At 72.4% G+C, this 19,812-nt stretch carries 18 protein-coding genes; 15 read left to right on the top strand and 3 right to left on the bottom strand.

Annotation, left to right across the window (positions count from 1 at the left end):
* Positions 1-36 precede the first annotated feature (36 nt).
* Positions 37-1,068 carry a LacI family DNA-binding transcriptional regulator gene (locus tag AB0O07_RS29295; RefSeq protein WP_365638796.1) on the bottom strand — a complete coding sequence of 344 codons (1,032 nt, stop codon included), beginning with the start codon at positions 1,066-1,068 and terminating at the stop codon, positions 37-39.
* A gap of 178 nt (positions 1,069-1,246) precedes the next feature.
* On the opposite strand from AB0O07_RS29295, the gene AB0O07_RS29290 reads away from it, so the two are divergent.
* From AB0O07_RS29290 to AB0O07_RS29240, 11 genes are all read left to right on the top strand, one after another.
* Entirely contained in the window at positions 1,247-2,623 is a 1,377-nt protein-coding gene (locus AB0O07_RS29290) for an MFS transporter (protein WP_365638793.1), read from the top strand.
* 9 nt (positions 2,624-2,632) lie between these two features.
* Entirely contained in the window at positions 2,633-3,994 is a 1,362-nt protein-coding gene (gene pafA, locus AB0O07_RS29285) for a Pup--protein ligase (RefSeq protein WP_365638791.1), read from the top strand.
* A gap of 148 nt (positions 3,995-4,142) precedes the next feature.
* Positions 4,143-5,084 (top strand): FKBP-type peptidyl-prolyl cis-trans isomerase, encoded by a 942-nt coding sequence (locus AB0O07_RS29280; protein ID WP_365638788.1) that lies wholly within the window; start codon positions 4,143-4,145, stop codon positions 5,082-5,084.
* A 45-nt stretch (positions 5,085-5,129) separates the two neighbouring features.
* A complete protein-coding gene (locus AB0O07_RS29275) occupies positions 5,130-5,501 on the top strand; it encodes an FKBP-type peptidyl-prolyl cis-trans isomerase (RefSeq protein ID WP_365638786.1) in 372 nt (123 codons plus the stop codon).
* 162 nt (positions 5,502-5,663) lie between these two features.
* The gene (locus AB0O07_RS29270; RefSeq protein WP_365638783.1) at positions 5,664-6,620 is read left to right on the top strand and encodes a WYL domain-containing protein; all 957 of its coding nucleotides are present in this window, start codon (positions 5,664-5,666) and stop codon (positions 6,618-6,620) included.
* Between the two features lie 15 nt (positions 6,621-6,635).
* Positions 6,636-7,595, top strand: coding sequence for a WYL domain-containing protein (locus tag AB0O07_RS29265; RefSeq protein WP_365638781.1), 960 nt, complete (start codon positions 6,636-6,638; stop codon positions 7,593-7,595).
* A 100-nt stretch (positions 7,596-7,695) separates the two neighbouring features.
* Positions 7,696-7,989: a hypothetical protein gene (locus AB0O07_RS29260; protein WP_365638779.1), complete on the top strand. Its 294-nt coding sequence runs from the start codon at positions 7,696-7,698 to the stop codon at positions 7,987-7,989.
* 3 nt (positions 7,990-7,992) lie between these two features.
* On the top strand, positions 7,993-8,190 hold the full coding sequence (locus tag AB0O07_RS29255; protein WP_365638777.1) for a hypothetical protein: 198 nt from the start codon (positions 7,993-7,995) through the stop codon (positions 8,188-8,190).
* A gap of 276 nt (positions 8,191-8,466) precedes the next feature.
* Entirely contained in the window at positions 8,467-8,763 is a 297-nt protein-coding gene (gene tatA, locus AB0O07_RS29250; RefSeq protein ID WP_365639184.1) for a Sec-independent protein translocase subunit TatA, read from the top strand.
* A gap of 65 nt (positions 8,764-8,828) precedes the next feature.
* Positions 8,829-9,782 (top strand): twin-arginine translocase subunit TatC, encoded by a 954-nt coding sequence (gene tatC / locus AB0O07_RS29245; protein WP_365638775.1) that lies wholly within the window; start codon positions 8,829-8,831, stop codon positions 9,780-9,782.
* Between the two features lie 124 nt (positions 9,783-9,906).
* Positions 9,907-12,735 carry a DEAD/DEAH box helicase gene (locus AB0O07_RS29240; protein ID WP_365638773.1) on the top strand — a complete coding sequence of 943 codons (2,829 nt, stop codon included), beginning with the start codon at positions 9,907-9,909 and terminating at the stop codon, positions 12,733-12,735.
* Positions 12,736-12,928: 193 nt separating this feature from the next.
* Here AB0O07_RS29240 and AB0O07_RS29235 read toward each other — a convergent pair whose 3' ends face one another.
* Entirely contained in the window at positions 12,929-13,576 is a 648-nt protein-coding gene (locus AB0O07_RS29235; RefSeq protein ID WP_365638771.1) for a fasciclin domain-containing protein, read from the bottom strand.
* 147 nt (positions 13,577-13,723) lie between these two features.
* Complete coding sequence (locus AB0O07_RS29230; protein ID WP_365638769.1) at positions 13,724-15,367, bottom strand: molybdopterin-dependent oxidoreductase; 1,644 nt, start codon at positions 15,365-15,367, stop codon at positions 13,724-13,726.
* A gap of 136 nt (positions 15,368-15,503) precedes the next feature.
* Between AB0O07_RS29230 and AB0O07_RS29225 the strand changes: the two genes are divergently transcribed.
* The 4 genes from AB0O07_RS29225 (at position 15,504) to AB0O07_RS29210 (ending at position 19,700) form a co-directional block, all read left to right on the top strand.
* Positions 15,504-16,799 carry an FAD-dependent oxidoreductase gene (locus AB0O07_RS29225; RefSeq protein ID WP_365638767.1) on the top strand — a complete coding sequence of 432 codons (1,296 nt, stop codon included), beginning with the start codon at positions 15,504-15,506 and terminating at the stop codon, positions 16,797-16,799.
* Positions 16,800-16,861: 62 nt separating this feature from the next.
* Entirely contained in the window at positions 16,862-17,584 is a 723-nt protein-coding gene (locus AB0O07_RS29220; protein WP_365639182.1) for a DUF1365 domain-containing protein, read from the top strand.
* A 107-nt stretch (positions 17,585-17,691) separates the two neighbouring features.
* Positions 17,692-18,888: a cyclopropane-fatty-acyl-phospholipid synthase family protein gene (locus AB0O07_RS29215; protein ID WP_365639180.1), complete on the top strand. Its 1,197-nt coding sequence runs from the start codon at positions 17,692-17,694 to the stop codon at positions 18,886-18,888.
* Positions 18,888-19,700: a DUF1295 domain-containing protein gene (locus tag AB0O07_RS29210; RefSeq protein WP_365638765.1), complete on the top strand. Its 813-nt coding sequence runs from the start codon at positions 18,888-18,890 to the stop codon at positions 19,698-19,700. Before AB0O07_RS29215 ends, AB0O07_RS29210 begins: the two co-directional genes overlap by 1 nt.
* Positions 19,701-19,812 lie beyond the last annotated feature (112 nt).

Genomic DNA, 19,812 nt, shown 5'->3' with positions numbered 1-19,812 from the left:
GGGCGTCGGCGCCTCCGGCCGGACCCCGGGGGCCGATCACCCCGTCCGTGCCGGCGGCGGTGCCGTGGAGCCCCGTACCACCAGGGAGACCGGCAGATCGCCGCCCTCCGGACGGCGCCCCTCCAGGACCCGCAGCAGCGCGTCCATGCCGCGCCGCCCCACCTGCTCGGCGGGGAGCCGTACCGTCGTCAGCTCCGGCTCCACGGCGGTCGCGAGGGCCAGGTCGTCGAAGCCGGAGACCGAGAGGTCCTCGGGGACGCGCAGGCCCAGCCGCCGGGCCGCCTTGCAGGCGCCGGCCGCCAGCATGTCGCCGTCGCAGACCAGCGCCGTGGGGCGGGGGCCGGGTGTGGTGAGGGCCTGCTCGGCGGCGGCCCGGCCCGCCTCGACCTCCAGGTCGGCGCGGACCGTACGGAGCGCGGCGCCCGGTACGTTCCGCACCGCGTCGGCGACCGCCTCGGCCCGCACCCGGAAGGTCCAGGAGTCGACGTCGGCCGCGACATGGAGCAGCTCGCGGTGGCCGAGGCCGAGCAGATGCTCCGTCACCCGCCGCATCCCGTCGGCGATGTCGACGTTCACCCGCGCGGCGGCCCCCGGCGCCGCCGGGTCGCTGTCCAGCATCACCAGCGGCAGATGCGCGCCGTCCGTGCCGCTGAGCGCGTCGAGGGCGGCGGTCGCCATCGAGGAGGCGATCACCCCGTCCAGCGCGGCCCGCGCCGAGGCGAACGGGTCCCTGGCCGGGCCCGTCCCCTCGGGCGAGGGGTAGAGGAGCACGCCGAAGCCGTGCTCGGCGGCGACCTCGGCCGCGCCGGTGTAGACCCGCGCGAAGAACTCGTTGGTGAGCGCGGGCACCACCAGCAGGGCCGTCCTGGTGGTGCCCAGGCGCAGATTGCGGGCGGCGAGGTTGGGCCGGTAGCCGAGGGTGCGGGAGGCGTCCCGGACCAGCCCGGCGGTCCGCTCCGAGACCCTGCCGCGCCACTTGTCCCCGAGGACCAGGGAGACGGTGGCCTGGGAGACCCCCGCGGCCCGTGCCACGTCCCTGCTGGTGGGCCTGGCCGAGTGCTCTGTCATGACTGCTGTTCTCCGACGCGGGCGGGAAACGCGGTGGACCCGCGCACGGGGCACATGGTACGTATGGGCCAAGGAGTTATACGTAAAACTCAGAGTGCCGGGGCGCCATGGACCGCCTCGCACGCCGGGGCGTGCGGAACCGGGCGCGGGACACACGGAGAGAGCGGGAGGGACCACCATGGCCGGGCGGATCGGGGAGGCCGGAGAGGCCGGAGAGGCCAGGGAGGCCAAAGAGGCCGGGGAGAGCAGGGGGAGCGGGGAGGCCACCGGGACCAGCGGGGCCAGCGGGATCAGCGGGACCACAGGGTACGCGGACATCATCAGGGCGCCGCACGCCGCGCGGCTGCTCGCGGGCACCCTGGTGGGGCGGCTGCCGAACGCCACCGCCCCCATCGCCATCGTGCTGCTGGTCCGGGCGGGCGGAGGCGGCTACACCCTGGCCGGCGCCCTCGCCGCGGTCTACGGGATCGCCAACGCCGTGGGGCAGCCGCTCCTCGGCCGCGCCGTCGACCTGCACGGCCAGCCCCGGATCCAGCTCCCCGCCGCCCTGGTCTCCGCGCTGGGCGCCGTCCTGCTCGTCGTCGCTGGACCCGGCGCCCCGGTGGCCGCTTACGGCGCGGCGGCCGTCGCCGGGTTCTTCACCCCGCCGCTGGAGGGCGGGCTGCGGGCGCTCTGGCCCGGCGTGCTCGGCGGCGAGGAGCGGGTGCACCGGGCGTACGCGCTGGACGCGGTCGCCCAGGAGGTCATGTTCACCGTAGGACCACTGCTGATCACTCTGCTGGTCGCGCTCTGGTCCCCGGCCACCGCGCTCCTCGTCGTCAACGCGATAGGCGTCCTCGGCGCGCTCTCCGTCGTCGTCTCCCCGCCCTCCCGCGCCTGGCGCTCCGCACCCCGCGAGGCGCACTGGCTGGGCGCCCTGCGCTCACCGGGGCTGCTCGCCCTGCTGGGCGCCTTCCTCTTCATCGGGATGGCCCTCGGCTCCATCACGGTCGCCGGGATCGCGTACGCCGACGACCAGGGCCGTGAGTCCGTGTACGGCTGGCTGATGGCCGCCCTGGGGCTCGGCGCGCTCGTGGGCGGGGTGGTGTACGGGGCCCGGCGGTGGGCCGGCACCCCCGAGCGGCGACTGCTGGCGATCACCGCCCTGCTGGCCCTCTGCTACCTGCCGCTGACGCTCACCCCCGGCGTCCTCGCGATGACCGGGCTGGCCGCCCTCGCCGGGGTCTTCCTCGCTCCCGCGATCGCCTGCGCCTTCGTCGTGGTGGACCGGCACGCGCCGCGCGGCACCGTCACCGAGGCGTTCTCCTGGCTCGTGACCACCTTCGGCGTCGGCGCGGCGCTCGGCACGGCGGCGGCGGGCCCGGCCGTCGAGCGCGGCGGCACGGCCGTGGGGTTCGCGGTGGCCGGGCTCGCGGGCGCCGCCGCGCTGCTGGTCCAGCTCGCCACCCGGCGGGCCCTCGCCCTTCCCGGCACCGCTCCCGCGGAGTCCGTCCGGACGGAAAATGATCGAAGCGGTGCGGCCGAACCCGGTTTCAGCTCTGGTCATCAGGCGTAATGTTCAGACATGGACCGCCGCATTTTCGGGCTGGAGAACGAGTACGGCGTCACGTGCACGTTCAGGGGACAGCGCCGACTGTCACCTGACGAAGTGGCGCGCTACCTCTTCCGCCGTGTTGTGTCATGGGGCCGCAGCAGCAATGTCTTCCTGCGGAACGGCGCCCGCCTCTACCTCGATGTGGGATCGCATCCGGAATACGCGACACCCGAATGCGACAACGTGACCGAACTGGTCACCCACGACAAGGCCGGCGAGCGCATTCTTGAAGGCCTGCTCGTCGATGCCGAACGCCGCCTGCACGAGGAGGGAATCGCGGGCGACGTCTATCTTTTCAAGAACAACACCGACTCGGCGGGAAACTCCTACGGCTGCCACGAGAATTACCTCGTCGCCCGCCACGGGGAGTTCTCCCGGCTCGCGGACATTCTCATCCCCTTCCTCGTCACCCGTCAGCTCCTCTGCGGCGCGGGCAAGGTGCTCCAGACCCCGCGGGGCGCCGTCTACTGCGTCAGCCAGCGCGCCGAGCACATCTGGGAGGGCGTCAGCTCGGCGACGACCCGCTCCCGTCCCATCATCAACACCCGGGACGAACCGCACGCCGACGCGGAGCGCTACCGCAGACTCCATGTCATCGTCGGCGACTCGAACATGTCCGAGACGACCATGCTGCTCAAGGTCGGCGCCACCGATCTCGTCCTGCGCATGATCGAGGCGGGCACCGTGATGCGCGACCTCACCCTGGAGAACCCGATCCGGGCCATCCGCGAGGTCAGCCACGACCTCACCGGACGGCGCAAGGTACGGCTGGCGAGCGGCCGGGAGGCCTCCGCCCTGGAGGTCCAGCGCGAGTACTACGAGAAGGCCGTGGACTTCGTGGACCGCCGCGGCATCCGCACCGGCACCGTCGAGCGCGTCCTCGAACTCTGGGGGCGCACCCTCGACGCGATCGAGTCCGAGGACCTCGACCGGATCGGCACCGAGATCGACTGGGTCATGAAATACCAGCTCATCGAGAGGTACCGGGCCAAGCACAACATGACCATGTCGCACCCCCGGGTCGCGCAGATAGACCTCGCCTACCACGACATCCACCGTCGGCGCGGGCTCTACTACCTGCTGGAGAAGAAGGGCCAGGCCACCCGGATCTGCAACGACATGAAGATCTTCGAGGGCAAGTCGGTGCCCCCGCAGACCACCCGGGCCCGGCTGCGCGGCGATTTCATCCGCCGCGCCCAGGAACAGCGCAGGGATTTCACGGTCGACTGGGTGCACCTCAAGCTCAACGACCAGGCGCAGCGCACCGTGCTCTGCAAGGACCCGTTCCGCTCGGTGGACGAACGGGTGGAAAAGCTCATCGCCGGTATGTGAGCCTCTGACCTGGACGACAGACAGCAAGTCAACCGCTGGTTGACACCCGGTGGTGGATTGCGCCAGGGGCCCCGTACGTATCGCGTACGGGGCCCCCGGCACGCCCTACAGTGGGCAGCTACCGTGCCGTCTGAGATCTGAGGAACACGTGCGCCGACTTGCCGGCCTGATCGTCGTCCCCCTGCTGCTGGTGTCCACAGCGGCCTGCGGAGGCGACGGAGGCTCCGACTCCACCTCGTCCAAGAACGGGCTCCCCGCCATCAGCAAGGGCGCCGAATTCGGGAAGAAGCCGACCCTCGACAAGGGGGAGGGGGACCCGCCGAAGAAGCTGACGGTCGACGTCCTCAGCAAGGGGGACGGCGCGAAGGTCGAGAAGGGCGACGCGGTCCAGGTCAACTACCTGGGCCAGAGCTGGGACTCCGACAAGCCCTTCGACAACAGCTTCGACCGCAAGCAGCCCTTCGACCTGACGCTCGGCGCCGGCATGGTCATCAAGGGCTGGGACCAGGGGCTCGAAGGCCAGAAGGTCGGCAGCCGCGTCGAGCTGGCCATCCCGCCGGACCTGGGCTACGGCGACCAGGCCCAGGGCGACATCAAGCCCAACTCCACGCTGGTCTTCGTCGTCGACGTGCTGAAGGCCACCAAGATCCCCTCCTCCGCCCAGGGCACCGCCGTCCCGCAGGACGACAAGGCGCTGCCCGAGGTGGGCACGAACGACGACGGCAAGGAGCCGAAGGTCACCATCCCCAAGGGGACCGACCCGCCGAAGAAGCTCGTCTCCAACTACATCCTGGAGAACGACAAGGGCGAGACCGTCAAGGAGAGCGACACGGTCGTGCTCAACTACGCGGCGTACCTCTGGAAGGACGCCAAGCAGTTCGACTCCACGTACAAGAACGGCCGCACCACCACCTTCCCGCTGCCGCAGCTCACGCTGAAGGGCCTCAAGACGGGCCTCGTCGGCAAGAAGGTCGGCAGCCGGGTCCTCATCGTGATCCCGCCGGACCAGGCCTTCGGCGAGCAGGAGCAGCAGGGCATCCCGAAGAACTCCACCCTGGTCTTCGCCGTGGACATCCTCGCGAAGGTGTAAGACTGTCCCGGTTGTGCCGTTCATCATTTTGAGGAGTAGTTCCACGTGAGCATCGACAAGCCCGAGATCGACTTCCCGGGTGGCGAGCCGCCGGCCGACCTGGAGATCAAGGACATCTGGGAGGGTGACGGACCGGTCGCCACGAAGGGCGCCAATGTCCAGGTCCACTACGTGGGTGTGGCCTTCTCCACCGGCGAGGAGTTCGACGCCTCCTGGAACCGCGGCGCGCCGCTCCCGTTCACCCTCGGCGCCGGCCAGGTCATCGCTGGCTGGGACCGGGGCGTGGAGGGCATGAAGGTGGGCGGACGCCGTCAGCTCATCATCCCGCCGCACCTCGCCTACGGCGACCGCGGCGCGGGCCGGGCCATCGGCCCGGGCGAGACGCTGATCTTCGTCTGCGACCTCGTCTCCGTCTGACACCGCGACCTGGTCCCGGCTGATCCGGAATCAGCGGCACCAGGTCCGACAGGGCCGAGGGCCCGTGCCGTACGGCACGGGCCCTCGCTTTTGCCCCGGGAGCCCGGGGCGGTACGGTCAGCGGGCGGAGCGGCACGAGCGATTGAGGGGTGCGAGGCGTCGATGGCCATTGCCAAGGCCGAGCGGCTGATGAATCTGGCGCTGTGCCTGCTCGGCACCCGCCGGCCGCTCAGCAAGCGCGAACTGCGCGGCTCCATCGAGGCGTACCTGGAAGCCGGCAACGACGAGTCCTTCAACCGGATGTTCGAGCGGGACAAGGACGACCTCCGCGAACTCGGCCTGGTCATCGAGACGGTGGAGAACCTCGACGGCGACACCGGCTATCTGGCCCGGCGCGACAGCAACCGGCTGCCCCCCATCACCCTCGACGCCGAGGAGGCCGCCGCCCTCGGACTCGCCGCCAAGGTCTGGCAGCAGGCCCGGCTCGCCGGCGCGGCGAGCGGCGCCCTCCAGAAGCTGCGCGCCGCCGGCATGCCCGAGGCGGAGGAGCCCGACGAGGCGCACCACGGGGCGCTCGAACCCCGTATCCCCGTCCACGAGGCCGCCTTCGAGCCGCTGATGCTCGCCTGCCGCGACCGGCGCCCCGTCTCCTTCGACTACCGCAAGGCCAACGCCGCCCGCGCCGAACCCCGCCAGGTCGAGCCCTGGACCCTGGAGTGCTGGCGCGGCCACTGGTACCTGGCCGGCTGGGACCGCGACCGGGAGGCCGAGCGGGTCTTCCGGCTCTCCCGGATCTCCGGCCGGGTCCGCTCCCGCGCCGGCGCGTTCCGCGCGCCCGTGCCCGACGCGGTGACCGTACGCGAGACCGTGGAGACCTGGGCGGGGGAGACCGCCACCCGCACCGCGCTGATCAGACTCCGCTCCGGCTGCGGCTACCCGCTGCGCGCCCGCGCGCTCACCACCCTGGCGCTCGGCGACGGCTGGGACGAGCTGGAGATCCCGTACGGGCACGGTCTGGACGCCTGGCTGGTGGAGTTCGGCCCGGACGTGGTGGTACGGGAGCCCGCGGACCTGCGGGCCGATGTCCTGGACCGGCTGCGCGCCGTGGCCAAGGGCTGAGGGGCGGGGGAGACCATGGCGGCCAACGCGATCGACCAGACCCGGCGGATGCTCTCGCTGGTGACCTATCTGCGCGAGCGCCCCGGCGCCCATGTCGGCGACGTGGCCCGCGCGTTCGGGATCAGCGAGGACGAGCTGATCTCCGACCTCGATGTGCTGCCCATGTGCGGGACCAGCTTCCGCGGCGGCGACCTGCTGGACATCGACACCGACGGCGACCGCATCTGGTGGCACAACCCGGACGATGTCGCCGAGCCGCTGCGGCTCGCCGCCGACGAGGCCACCGCGCTGCTCGTCGCGGCTCGCGCCGTCGCCACCCTGCCGGGGCTGCGCGAGGGCGACCGGCAGGCGCTGCTCCGCGCCACCGCCAAGCTGGAGGCGGCGGCCGGGGAGGCGGCCGGGGCCAGCTCCCGGCTCTCGGTGACCTTCGAGTCCGAGGGCGGGGTCTTCGCCGAGGTCGACCGGGCCATCTCCGAGCGGCGCCGGCTCTGGCTGCGCTACTACTCCCCGGCCCGTGACGAGCTCACCGAGCGCGAGGTGGACCCGATCCGGCTCTTCGCCGTCGGCCACACCTATATGGAGGCCTGGTGCCGGCTCTCCGAGGCGCGGCGCACCTTCCGGCTCGACCGGGTCGCCGAGATCCGGCTGCTGGACGCCCCGGCCGCGCCCCCGGAGCTGGAGCTGCGCGATCTGTCGGAGGGGCTGGTGCAGCCGTCGGCCGAGGACCCCGAGGTGATCGTCGAGGTGGGGCCCGGCGGCCGGTGGGTCGCCGAGTACTACCCGCACGACAGCGCGGTGGAGCTCCCCGACGGCGGACTCCGGGTCACCCTGCGTACCCCGGTGCCGGCCTCGCTGCGGCGGCTCGCGCTGCGGCTCGGCGGGGACGGCCGGATCGTCGCCCCCCGGGAGCTCGCCGAGAGCGCGCGGCGGGCCGCGGCCGAGGCGCTGGCGGCGTACGAGGTCCACGACGACTGACCCGCGGGCGGCGCGCTCCCGCCCCGTACGGGCCGGGCGTGCCGCCGTGTGGTGACCGAACGGGCGAGAGCCAACGGCTGAGGGCAAGGAGAACGGGAATATGTCGGCAATGTCTGGGCCGCTGTCCGGTCCGTCGGGTGTCCCGACGGTGGCCCCGGTCCTCTTCCGGGCGGCCTGCCCCGAGTGCCGGGCCGCCTTCGAACTCTCGGCGGGCGCCCTGCGGCTGGCGATCGGGGCCAGCCGGCGCACCACCTTCTACTCCTTCGTCTGCCCCGAGTGCGAGGCCACCGTCCGCAAGCCGGCCGGGGAGCGCATCGTGGAACTCCTCACGGGCGGCGGGGTGCGGACGATGCGGCTGCACTCCACCCTCCAGGACCTGCCGGGAACGGTGTAGCCCATGCTCTGGCCCATGATCGCCATCGCCCTGGGGTTCCTCGGGATCGCCGTGCTCGGCGTCCTCGCCATCCGGGTCTTCGTGGCGGCCGAGCGGCTCGGCCGCCAGGTCGCCGCCACCACGGAGCGGGTCAACGCCGCCGCCGAGGAGCTGGAGCGCGCCGCGACCCGGCTGGCCGCCACGGGGGACGCCCTGCGGTGACCCGGTGCCGGAGGCCGGGGGCCGGTGGACGCCCGCTGTCCTTACGGCACCGCACCGGTGGCCTCGTACGCCCCCTGCTCAGCGAGGTTACGGGCAGGTACGCTGGCTCCCGTGGGCCGTCCGGTGATACGCGGGCGGTGCCCGGAAGTACGCACGGGGATTGCTCCGCGTTCACCCCCTCGCGTTACGATCGCCGGGCAACCTGTCGGACAGCAGTCCGGCCCTATCCACGCAGGCCCGTTCCGTGCCGCCTCGGTGAGAAGGTAGAGACTTATGCTGTTCGGAAAAATCGGTGCCCCCGAGATGATTCTCATCCTTGTCGTGGTCGTGCTCCTCTTCGGCTCGAAGAAGCTTCCCGACATGGCGCGTTCGCTCGGCAAGTCGGCCCGCATCCTCAAGAGCGAGGCCAAGGCGATGAAGTCCGAGGGGCAGCAGACCGCCCCCGCCGACCCGCCGAACGACGCCCCCCAGGACCAGGCCGCCGCCCGCACCATCCAGGCTTCCCCCGGCGACGTGACGAGCGCGCGCCCGGTGAGCGAGCCGACGGCGACGACGGACTCCACCAAGCGCTGATCACCACCTGGGCCGGAGCGGGCGTCGCCACGGGCGGCGCCCGCCGCACGAGATGAGGACGTGGGTTGCTTAAGTCCGCCCGCAAGAAGGAGACGGACCCCGAGGGGCGGATGCCCCTGGTCGAGCACCTGCGCGAACTGCGCAACCGGCTCGCCAAAGCGGTCCTGGGGATCGTCGTCGTCACCATTGGCGCGGCGTTCTACTACAAGGGGATCATCGAGTTCTTCACCGATCCGGTGCTGAAGTCGGTTGGCTGCGCGTCGAGCTTCGTCGAGCTCTCCCAGCAGCGGGACGGCACCTGCGCCCGGATCGTCCTCAACGGTCTGCTGACCCCCTTCACGCTCGCCCTGAAGGTCTCCCTGATGGCCGGCGTCGTGCTCGCCTCGCCGGTCTGGCTCTACCAGCTCTGGGCGTTCGTCGCCCCCGGGCTCCACAAGAACGAGAAGAAGTACTCCCTCGGCTTCGTCGCCGCGGGCGTCCCGCTCTTCCTCGCCGGCGGCTTCTTCGCGTACAAGACGCTCCCCACCATGGCGCGGGTGCTGCTCGAATTCTCCCCGGCCGACCTGGACAACCAGCTCCCGCTCGACGACCTCCTCGACCTGATCACACGCATGGTCGTGGTCTTCGGGCTCGCCTTCGAGCTGCCGCTCCTCCTCGTCATGCTCAACCTCGTCGGGATCCTCAGCGGCAAGCGGATGCTCGGCTGGTGGCGCGGGATGATCATGGGCATCACGATCTTCGCCGCCTTCGCCACCCCCAGCACCGACCCGCTCTCCATGCTCGCCCTGGCCGTGCCGATCTGGGTGCTCTACTTCGCCGCCGCGGGGATCTCCCTGATCAACGACCGCCGCAAGGCGCTCCGCCGGGCCGACGGGCTGGGCGACGACGAGGCCTCCGAGCTGGATCTGACCCCCAGCGACATCGGCGAGATCGAGCCCACGGCGAGCCGGCGCGCCCTGCCCGAGCAGGCGGACGGGAACCGGAACAACCGGGTGAACGGGTACGACGACATCACCTGACCGTGGTGGCGCCCGCCCCGCCGGCGCGGGCGCCACCACGGCCGGAGCGGTTCCCCCGCCGGTCTCCAAAGGCGATTAAAGATCGGGCTGACTGTCAGAGGTCCCGGGTAGGCTCGAACGCAAGATGACAGAGGACCTCTCACCCGCCGAGCGCTACGCCGCTGCCCGGACCCGCGCCGCCGACCGGGCGACGGCGCTCGCGCCCTTCCGCGAGATGTACGAATTCGGTCTGGACCCCTTCCAGATCGAGGCCTGCCAGGCCCTGGAGGCGGGCAAGGGCGTACTCGTCGCGGCCCCGACCGGATCGGGCAAGACCATCGTCGGCGAGTTCGCCGTCCACCTCGCCCTCGCCCAGGGCCGCAAGTGCTTCTACACGACCCCGATCAAGGCCCTCTCCAACCAGAAGTACGCCGACCTCGCCAGACGGTACGGGGCCGACAAGGTCGGCCTGCTCACCGGCGACAACAGTGTGAACGCGGACGCGCCGGTGGTCGTCATGACCACCGAGGTCCTGCGGAACATGCTCTACGCGAACTCCCAGGCCCTCGTCGGCCTCGGCCATGTCGTGATGGACGAGGTCCACTACCTCTCCGACCGCTTCCGGGGCGCCGTCTGGGAAGAGGTGATCATCCACCTGCCCGCCTCGGTCACCCTGGTCTCGCTCTCGGCGACCGTCTCCAACGCCGAGGAGTTCGGCGACTGGCTGGACACCGTCCGGGGCGACACGGAGGTGATCGTCTCCGAGCAGCGGCCCGTGCCACTCTGGCAGCACGTGATGGCGGGCCGCCGGATGTACGACCTCTTCGAGGAGGAGAGCGACCACGGCGGCCGGGGCGTCGCCAAACGCGAGGTCAGCCCGGACCTCGTCCGGCTGGCCCGGATGGAGAACCAGCGCACGTACAACCCGCGCGAGCGGCGCCGGGGCAAGATGGTCCGCGAGGCCGACCGGGAGCGCGAGCGCCGTCAGCGGAGCCGGATCTGGACCCCGGGGCGCCCCGAGGTCATCGAGCGGCTGGACGCGGAGGGGCTCCTTCCGGCGATCACCTTCATCTTCAGCAGGGCCGGCTGCGAGGCCGCCGTCCAGCAGTGCCTCTACGCGGGGCTGCGGCTCAACAACGACGCGGCGCGGCTGCGGGTCCGGGAGCTCGTCGAGGAGCGTACGGCCGCGATCCCCCGCGAGGACCTGCACGTGCTCGGCTACTACGAGTTCCTGGAGGGCCTGGAGCGGGGCATCGCCGCGCACCACGCGGGCATGCTGCCCACCTTCAAGGAGATCGTGGAGGAACTCTTCGTCCGGGGCCTGGTGAAGGCGGTCTTCGCCACCGAGACGCTCGCCCTCGGCATCAACATGCCCGCCAGGTCGGTGGTGCTGGAGAAGCTCGTCAAGTGGAACGGCGAGCAGCACGCCGACATCACCCCCGGCGAGTACACGCAGCTCACCGGGCGGGCCGGGCGGCGGGGCATCGATGTCGAGGGGCACGCCGTGGTGCTCTGGCAGCGCGGCATGGACCCGGGGGCGCTCGCCGGGCTCGCCGGGACGCGTACGTATCCCCTCCGGTCCAGCTTCAAACCCTCGTACAACATGGCCGTCAACCTCGTCCACCAGTTCGGGCGGCACCGTTCGCGTGAGCTGCTGGAGACCTCCTTCGCCCAGTTCCAGGCCGACCGCTCGGTCGTCGGGATCTCCCGGCAGGTCCAGCGGAACGAGGAGGGGCTGGCGGGGTACCGCTCGGGCATGACCTGCCACCTCGGGGACTTCGAGGAGTACGCGCGGCTCCGCCGCGACCTCAAGGACCGCGAGACGGAGCTGGCCAAGCAGGGCGCGGCCCAGCGGAGGGCCGCCGCCGCCTCCTCGCTGGAGCGGCTGAAGCCGGGCGACGTCATCCACGTACCGACCGGGAAGTTCGCCGGGCTCGCCCTCGTCCTGGAGCCGGGGCTGCCGGCCGGCCGGGCCAACGGGCACCGGGGCTTCGACTACCAGGAGGGCCCGCGTCCGCTCGTCCTCACCGCGGAGCGCCAGGTCAAGCGGCTGGCCGCGATGGACTTCCCGGTGCCGGTGGAGGCGCTGGAGCGGATGCGGATCCCCAAGTCGTTCAACGCGCGCTCCCCGCAGTCGCGCCGCGACCTGGCCTCCGCGCTCCGCACCAAGGCCGGGCACATCGTGCCCGAGCGGCACCGCAAGGGGCGGGCGGCGGCCGCCGACGACCGGGAGATCGCCCGGCTCCGTACCGCGCTGCGCGCCCACCCCTGCCACGGCTGCGACGAGCGCGAGGACCACGCCCGCTGGGCGGAGCGCTACCAGCGGCTTCAGCGGGACACCCGCCAGTTGGAGCGCAGGATCGAGGGCCGGACCAACACCATCGCCCGCACCTTCGACCGGATCGTGGCGCTCCTGACCGAGCTGGACTACCTGCGCGGCGACGAGGTCACCGAGCACGGCAAGCGGCTGGCCCGGCTCTACGGCGAGCTGGACCTGCTGGCCAGCGAGTGTCTGCGGGACGGGGTCTGGGAGGGGCTCTCCCCGGCGGAGCTGGCGGCCTGTGTCTCGGCGCTGGTCTACGAGGCCCGGCAGGCCGATGACGCGGTGGCGCCCAAGCTCCCGGCGGGCGCGGCGAAGACCGCGCTGGGCGCGATGGTCCGGATCTGGGGGCGGCTCGACGCCCTGGAGGAGGAGCTGAAGATCAGCCAGACCGAGGGCGTGGGCCAGCGCGAGCCGGACCTGGGCTTCGCCTGGCCGGTCCATATGTGGGCCTCCGGCAAGGGGCTCGACGAGGTGCTGCGCGAGGCGGAGATGCCGGCCGGCGACTTCGTGCGCTGGTGCAAGCAGGTCATCGATGTGCTGGGGCAGATCGCGGCGGCGGCCCCCCGGGAGAACAGCACGGTCGCCAAGAACGCCCGCAAGGCGGTCGACGCGGTCCGGCGCGGCGTGGTGGCGTACAGCTCGGTCGGCTGAGACCGCCCGAGCCGCACCGCCGACTTCGGGGTGGCTCGCCGGCCCTTTCGGGGTGCCCCCGGTCGGGGCCGGCGAGTGAGCAGAAGGGCGCGCCGGTGTGGTGAGGCCGAGCACGGCCGCCCTCACCACACCGGCATGGAGCGCCCGGAGGCGAACCGGGCCCCGAAAAAGAGTGGCGCGTCCTGCCGGGGCGTCACATCTTCGGCATCAGGACCGTGTCGATGATGTAGACGGTGGCGTTGGCGGTCGGGACATTGCCGCAGACGACCTTCGCCGCGTCGTTGACCTTGTACTCCTCGCCCGAGCCCGCCGTGGTGATCTCCGACTTCTCCAGGGTCGGGAAGGTGCCCTTCTCCAGGGACTTCGGGGTCAGCTTCTCGCCCACGACGTGGTACGTGAGGATCTTGGTCAGGGTGTCCTTGTCGGCCAGGACCTTGTCCAGGTCGGCCTGGGGGATCTTGGCGAACGCCTCGTTGGTCGGGGCGAAGACGGTGATGTCCTTCGCGTTGTTCAGCGTGTCGACCAGACCGGCCTTCTGCACCGCGGTGACCAGGGTGGAGAGGTCCGGGTTGTTCGAGGCGGCGGTCGCCACCGGGTCCTTCGACATGCCGTCGAAGGACCCGGCACCCGTCTTCGGCACCGAGGCACAGGCCGGGCCGAAGGGCTGGTCGCCCATACCGGCGGGGGCCTCGGTCGACGCGGTCGTCTCCGGGGCCCCGGCGGCGGAGGACGAGGTGTCCTTCGCGTCCTTGCTCTCGCCGGAGCAGGCGGTCAGCGCGAGCGGCAGTACGGCGGCAGCGGCGAGGGCGACGGCGGCACGGTGGAAACGGGTGGTGTTCATGGTGAATCTCCTTGGGAAAGGTGTGCCCGCCCGAATGCGGGCACAGGGGGGTAGGGAAAGGTCGAATGGGTGGACGCGCGGGGCGTTTTCGTGCCCGGCGGGTCCGGGAGGTTCCGGGTCCGGCGCGGTGCGGCGCGGTGGCGACGGTCAGGTCACCGAGACCACCACCGAGTGCCAGCCGGTCGCCCCGTCCGGGACGGTGCCGACCCGGTCGCCGGTCTGGGTGTAGCCGTCCCGGTCGGTGGCGCGGACCTCCAGCGTGTGGTTGCCGGTGGTGGCGGGCCACTCCCAGACCCACTGGCGCCAGGTGTCACGGGTGTCCTCGGCGGCCAGCCGCGCCGTCTGCCAGGGGCCGCCGTCCACCCGTACCTCCACCCGGGCGATGCCCCGGTGCTGGGCCCAGGCGACCCCGGCCACCGGCACCGTGCCGGGCTTCGGAGTGGCGAACGGACGGGGGGTGTCGATCCGGGACTCGGTCTTGATGGGCGCCTTCCGGGACCAGCTCCGCTTCACCCAGTAGGCGTCGTACGTGTCGAAGGTGGTCAGCTCCAGCTCCTGGATCCATTTGCAGGCCGATACGTAGCCGTAGAGCCCCGGCACCACCATCCGCACCGGGAAGCCGTGGTCGAAGGGGAGCGGAGCCCCGTTCATCCCCACGGCCAGCAGCGCGTCCCGGCCGTCCATGACGGTCTCGACCGGGGAACCGATGGTCATGCCGTCCACCGAGCGGGCGACGAGCTGGTCGGCGGGTCCGCCCCGCGAGGGCGGCTCGACACCGGCCTCCCGCAGCAGCTCCGCCAGGCGTACCCCGATCCAGCGCGCGTTGCCGACATACGGGCCGCCCACCTCGTTGGAGACACAGGTGAGGGTGATGTCCCGTTCGATCAGCTCGCGCCGGAGCAGGTCGTCGAAGCCCAGGGTGAGCGGGCGGGTGACGCCCTCACCGTGGATCCGCAGCCGCCACCGGGAGGCGTCGATACGGGGCACCGTCAGCGCGGTGTCCACCCGGTAGAACTCCTTGACCGGGGTGATGAAGGAGCTGAGCCCGCGGATCCCCAGCTCCGCCCCGGCGGGTACGGGCCGGGCCGGGGAGGCGGGGGAGGGCAGGACGAGAGCGCGGCGGGAGGCTTCGGCGCCGGCCGCCCCTGACGCGTTGAGCCGGCGCCCGAGGAGACCCGCTCCGGCCGAGGCCGCCACGGCGGCCGTCGCGGCGATCACGAAGCCGCGCCGGTCGAACCCGGCCCCGTCCGGGTGCCCGGCCCCGTCCGTCCCCCCAGCCGCGGGGGGCGGACGGAGCGCGAGCCGGCCGGAGAGCACATGGAGCACCGCTCCGGCGGCCACGGCCCCCACCAGGGAGGGGAGGGCGTCGAGGGGACCGGCGCCGGGACGGCTCACCGCCGCCACCGCCCCGACCGCACCGAAGACCAGCACGGCGGCCGACCCGGCGCGCCGGTGACGCAGGGCCGCCACCCCGACCGCCAGGGCGAAGAGCGCCAGGACGGCCAGGATGCCGAGCCGCAGCACCAGCTTGTCGTCGGTGCCGAAGTTCCGTACCGCGAACTCCTTGAGCCACGGGGGAGTGCGGTCGATGAACGCGCTGCCCACCGCCGTCACCGGGCTCGCCTCGGGCCGTACCGGGACCGCCGCGAGTTCGGCGACGGCGAGCGCCGAGAAACCCGCGACCAGCCCGCTCAGCGCGGCGAGGCCACGGCGCTCCAGGCGCGCCGTCGGGCCCTCGTGCCGAGGGGGCAGTGGTGTCGGGACTCTCCGGTCTGTGCTCACACCGGCCATTCGGAGCCGTGGCCCGAGCGGATGGGTCACTCACTCGAATGGGCGAAAAGAAGTCTTGTGGAGCGCCCACCAATCCGTCCGCGGTTCCGCCCCGAACCACAGGTGACGGAGGACGGTACAGAAGTGAGGGAGCAGCATGAGCGGGGAACGTCCGCGGACCGCCGTGGTGGGCGGCGGAGTGGCGGGGCTGACGGCCGCGTATGTACTACGGCGCGCGCACGACGTGTCGCTGTACGAGGCGGACGACCGGCTCGGCGGTCATGCCCACACCCATGAGCTGATGTCGGCCGACGGGCGGATCCGCCAGGTGGACTCCGGCTTCATCGTCCACAACGAGCGCACCTACCCCTACCTGCTCAGGCTCTTCGCCGAACTGGGCGTGGAGACACGGGAATCCGAGATGAGCATGTCCGTGCGGTGCGACGGGTGCGGACTGGAGTACGCGGGGGCGCGCGGCGCCGCCGGGCTCTTCGCCCGGCCGGGCAACGCGCTCAGCCCGCGCTATCTGCGGCTCCTCGCCGACGTCCCCCGCTTCCACCGGGCGGCGCGCCGGCTGCTGGCCGACGGGGAGGGGGCGCCGGACGGGCGGTGCGACGGGCGGGACGAACGGACCCTGGGCGAGTTCCTCGACGCGGGGCGCTTCTCGCCGTACTTCCGCTCCCACTTCATGAGCCCGCTGGTGGCCTGCGTCTGGTCCTGCGACACCCGGACCGCGCTGCGCTACCCGGCCCGCTACCTGTTCCGGTTCATGGCGCACCACGGCATGCTCACGATCAAGGGCTCGCCGGTCTGGCGGACGGTCACCGGCGGGTCGCGCTCCTATGTCGACCTCATCGGCAAGCAGCTCGACACCGTGTACACCGGCACCCCGGTCCGCTCGGTGCGCCGCGACCCGGACGGCGTGGAGATCACCGCCGCCGACGGCACCGTACGCCGGTACGACGCGGTGGTCCTCGCCGTCCACCCGGACCAGGCGCTGCGGCTGCTCGCCGACCCCACCGAAGCGGAGCGCCGGGTGCTCGGCGCGATCCCGTACTCCCGCAACGAGACATGGCTGCACACCGACGCCCGGGTGCTGCCGCGTGCCGCCGGGGCCCGTGCCTCCTGGAACTTCTCGCTGCCCGCCTGCGACGCGGGCGCCGGCGCCGTGCGGGTCAGTTACGACATGAACCGCCTCCAGGGGCTCGACGCCCCCGAGTCCTACGTGGTCACGCTGAACGGGGCCGACCGTGTCGACCCCGGGCGGGTGCTCGCCCGGATGGTCTACGAACACCCCGTCTACACCCCGGAGTCGGTCGCGGCGCAGCGGGAACTCCCCGCGCTCAGCGGGCCCGTCACCGCGTACGCCGGTGCCTACCACGGGTGGGGGTTCCACGAGGACGGCTGCCGCTCCGGGGTGGCGGCGGCCCAGGCACTGGGGGTGCGCTGGTGACCGCACCCGGAGCCGGTACGACCGACGGCGCCCCGGCCGACGGCGCCCCGGACGCCACGGCCGTGCCCGCCCTCTACGTCTGCGACGTCCGCCATGTCCGGACCGCGCCGCTCCGGCACACCGTGGGCCTGCGCACCTACCTGTGGCTGATCGACCCGGACCGGCCACCGCGGCTGCCCCGGCCGCTGCGGCCCCTCGCCCGCTTCGACGCCCGCGACCACTTCGGCGGTACCCGGCCCACCATCCGCGCCGGGCTCACCGCCTTCCTGGCCGCCGAGGGCATCGACCTGGCCGACGGCCGGGTGACCATGCTCGCCCACGCGCGCGTCCTCGGCCATGTCTTCAACCCGCTCAGCCTCTTCTGGTGCCACCGCCCGGACGGCACCCCGCTCTGCGTGGTCGCCGAGGTCCACAACACCTACGGGGAGCGGCACTGCTATCTGCTCCACCCCGACGAGACCGGCCGGGCCACCGTCGCCAAGGACTTCTACGTCTCGCCGTTCTTCCCCGTCGACGGCGGCTACACCATGCGGCTGCCCGAGCCCGGCGAGCGGCTCTCCCTGACGGTCCGGCTCGAACGCCCCGGGGGCAGCCCGTTCACCGCCACGGTCCGGGGCCGCCGCCGCCCCGCCACCCCGGGGACGGTGCTGCGCACCGCGCTGCGCCACCCCTGGTCCACCGCCGTCGTATCGGCCGGCATCCGGCTCCACGGGATCCGCCTCTACCTGCGCGGACTGCCCGTCCAGCCCCGTCCCCGTCATGAGCCCCAGGAGGGTCTTCAGTGAGTGTCTCCGTGTCCCCCAAGTCCCCCACGCCCTCCGCGTCCCCCACGCCCTCCGGCTACCCGGTCTCCCCGGCGTCCGGGGCCCCCGATCCGGAGCGCTGGCCCGATATCGTCCGGCTGCCGGACGCCTCCTGGCTCCGTACGGCCATCACCCGCCGGCTGGTCCGGCACGCCTTCGGCCGGCTTCCGCTGCGGGTGCGGTTCGAGGGCGGCGAGACCATCGGCCTCGGCGGCCCGCTGATGGAGATCCACGACACCGCGGCCTTCCACCGCCGGATCGGCGCCGGCGGCCTCATCGGCTTCGGCGAGTCCTACATGGCCGGTGAGTGGGAGGCCCGCGATCTGGTCGGGGTGCTGACCGTCCTGGCCGAACGCCTCGCCGACCTGGTGCCCCGGCCGCTCCAGCGGCTCCGCCCGCTCTGGGCGCCCCGGCAGCCCGCGGCCCAGCGCAACACCCCCGAGGGCTCGCAGGACAACATCAGCCGCCACTACGACCTCTCCAACGACCTCTTCGCGCTCTTCCTCGACGAGACGCTCTCGTACTCCTCGGCCCTCTTCCGCGGCTTCCCCGCCGACCGCTCGCTGCTCGCCGCCGCCCAGCACCGCAAGATCGACCGGCTGCTGGACCAGGCCGGGGTGGGTCCCGGCACCCGGCTGCTGGAGATCGGCACCGGGTGGGGCGAACTCGCCCTGCGCGCCGCCGCCCGGGGCGCCACCGTACGGACCGTCACCCTCTCGCGGGAACAGCTCGAACTGGCCGTCGAGCGGATCCGTGCCGCCGGGTACGAGGACCGGGTCTCCGTCGAACTCCTCGACTACCGGCGGGTGGAGGGCGTCTTCGACGCGATCGTCAGCGTCGAGATGATCGAGGCGGTCGGCGCGGAGTTCTGGCCCGCGTACTTCACGACGCTGGACCGGCTCCTCGTCCCCGGCGGCCGGATCGCCCTCCAGGCCATCACGATGCCGCACGACCGGATGCTCGCCACCCGGCACACCTTCACCTGGATCCAGAAGTACATCTTCCCCGGCGGCTTCCTCCCCTCGGTCGAGGCGATCGAGGAGATCACGGCCGCCCGCACCGCCCTCCGTGTCGTGGAGAGCGACGGTTTCGGGCCGCACTACGCGGAGACGCTGCGGCTCTGGCGCGAGCGTTTCACCGAGCGGGCCGAGGAGGCCGACGCGCTCGGCTTCGACGCGGTCTTCCGCCGCCTGTGGACCTTCTACCTCGCCTATTCGGAGGCCGGGTTCCGCTCCGGCTACCTGGACGTGCGGCAGATGACGCTGACCAAGGAGACCCCCCGGTGATGACGGCGAACGGTTTTCCGTGGGCGGCGTTCGGCCAGGGGATTCCGGCCGCGGCGGCGGCGGCGCTCGGCGTCATGCTGGTCACCTTCGCGGTCGCCCTCGTCAAGGGCGTGCACCGGGTGGTCGACATCGCCTGGGGGCTCGCCTTCGCCGCCGTCGCGGTCGTCTCGTACGCCGTGTCGGCCGGGCACGGGGACGACACGCGGCGGCTGCTGATCACCGTGCTGACCGTGGTGTGGGGGGTGCGTCTGGCCGGCCATATCGCGCTGCGCGGGTGGGGGCACGGCGAGGACGCGCGGTACGAGGCGATGCTGGCCAGGGCGCCCGGTGACCGGAACCTGTACGCCCTGCGGATGGTGTACCTGCTCCAGGGCGTACTGGTGGTGGTGATCTCGCTCCCCGTACAGGCCGCGTCCTATCTGCCGGGCCCGCTCGGGCCGGTCGCGTACGCGGGGTGCGCGGTGTGGCTGGTCGGGCTGGTCTTCGAGGCGGTGGGGGACTTCCAGCTCGCCCGGTTCCGGGCGGATCCGGCCCACCGCGGCCGGGTCATGGACCGGGGGCTGTGGAGCTGGACCCGCCACCCCAACTACTTCGGTGACTTCTGCGTCTGGTGGGGGCTCTTCCTCATCGTCTGCGACGCCCCGGTGGTCGCCGCGGCGACCGTGGTCAGCCCGCTGGTGATGAGTCTGCTGCTTATCTTCGGGAGCGGGAAGCGGCTGCTGGAACGCCATATGGCGGACCGTCCAGGCTTCGCCGAATACACCGCCCGTACGAGTGGTTTCTTCCCGCTGCCGCCCAAGAAGGCGACCTGAGCGGGGCGGTGGGCCCGGAACCCGAGAGGGGCGGTGGGCCCGGAACCTGAACGGGGCGGTGGGCCCGGAACCCCACCGGGGTGGGGCGCCCCCCCCCCCAGAGCCCCCCGCC

The sequence above is a fragment of the Streptomyces sp. NPDC093085 genome (assembly GCF_040683935.1).
Classification (GTDB): domain Bacteria; phylum Actinomycetota; class Actinomycetes; order Streptomycetales; family Streptomycetaceae; genus Streptomyces.
The sequence above is the reverse complement of the archived record's forward strand: the minus strand, read 5'-3'. Positions and strand labels throughout refer to the sequence as shown.

Bases quoted from the DNA above. Each gene is read 5' to 3' on its own strand.
- AB0O07_RS29290 (WP_365638793.1), top strand. From the start codon at position 1,247: ATGGCCGGGCGGATCGGGGAGGCCGGAGAGGCCGGAGAGGCCAGGGAG.
- AB0O07_RS29270 (WP_365638783.1), top strand. From the start codon at position 5,664: ATGGCCATTGCCAAGGCCGAGCGGCTGATGAATCTGGCGCTGTGCCTG.
- AB0O07_RS29240 (WP_365638773.1), top strand. From the start codon at position 9,907: ATGACAGAGGACCTCTCACCCGCCGAGCGCTACGCCGCTGCCCGGACC.
- AB0O07_RS29255 (WP_365638777.1), top strand. From the start codon at position 7,993: ATGCTCTGGCCCATGATCGCCATCGCCCTGGGGTTCCTCGGGATCGCC.
- AB0O07_RS29265 (WP_365638781.1), top strand. From the start codon at position 6,636: ATGGCGGCCAACGCGATCGACCAGACCCGGCGGATGCTCTCGCTGGTG.
- AB0O07_RS29225 (WP_365638767.1), top strand. From the start codon at position 15,504: ATGAGCGGGGAACGTCCGCGGACCGCCGTGGTGGGCGGCGGAGTGGCG.
- AB0O07_RS29295 (WP_365638796.1), bottom strand. From the start codon at position 1,068: ATGACAGAGCACTCGGCCAGGCCCACCAGCAGGGACGTGGCACGGGCC.
- pafA (WP_365638791.1), top strand. From the start codon at position 2,633: ATGGACCGCCGCATTTTCGGGCTGGAGAACGAGTACGGCGTCACGTGC.
- AB0O07_RS29235 (WP_365638771.1), bottom strand. From the start codon at position 13,576: ATGAACACCACCCGTTTCCACCGTGCCGCCGTCGCCCTCGCCGCTGCC.
- AB0O07_RS29210 (WP_365638765.1), top strand. From the start codon at position 18,888: ATGACGGCGAACGGTTTTCCGTGGGCGGCGTTCGGCCAGGGGATTCCG.
- AB0O07_RS29260 (WP_365638779.1), top strand. From the start codon at position 7,696: ATGTCGGCAATGTCTGGGCCGCTGTCCGGTCCGTCGGGTGTCCCGACG.
- AB0O07_RS29230 (WP_365638769.1), bottom strand. From the start codon at position 15,367: ATGGCCGGTGTGAGCACAGACCGGAGAGTCCCGACACCACTGCCCCCT.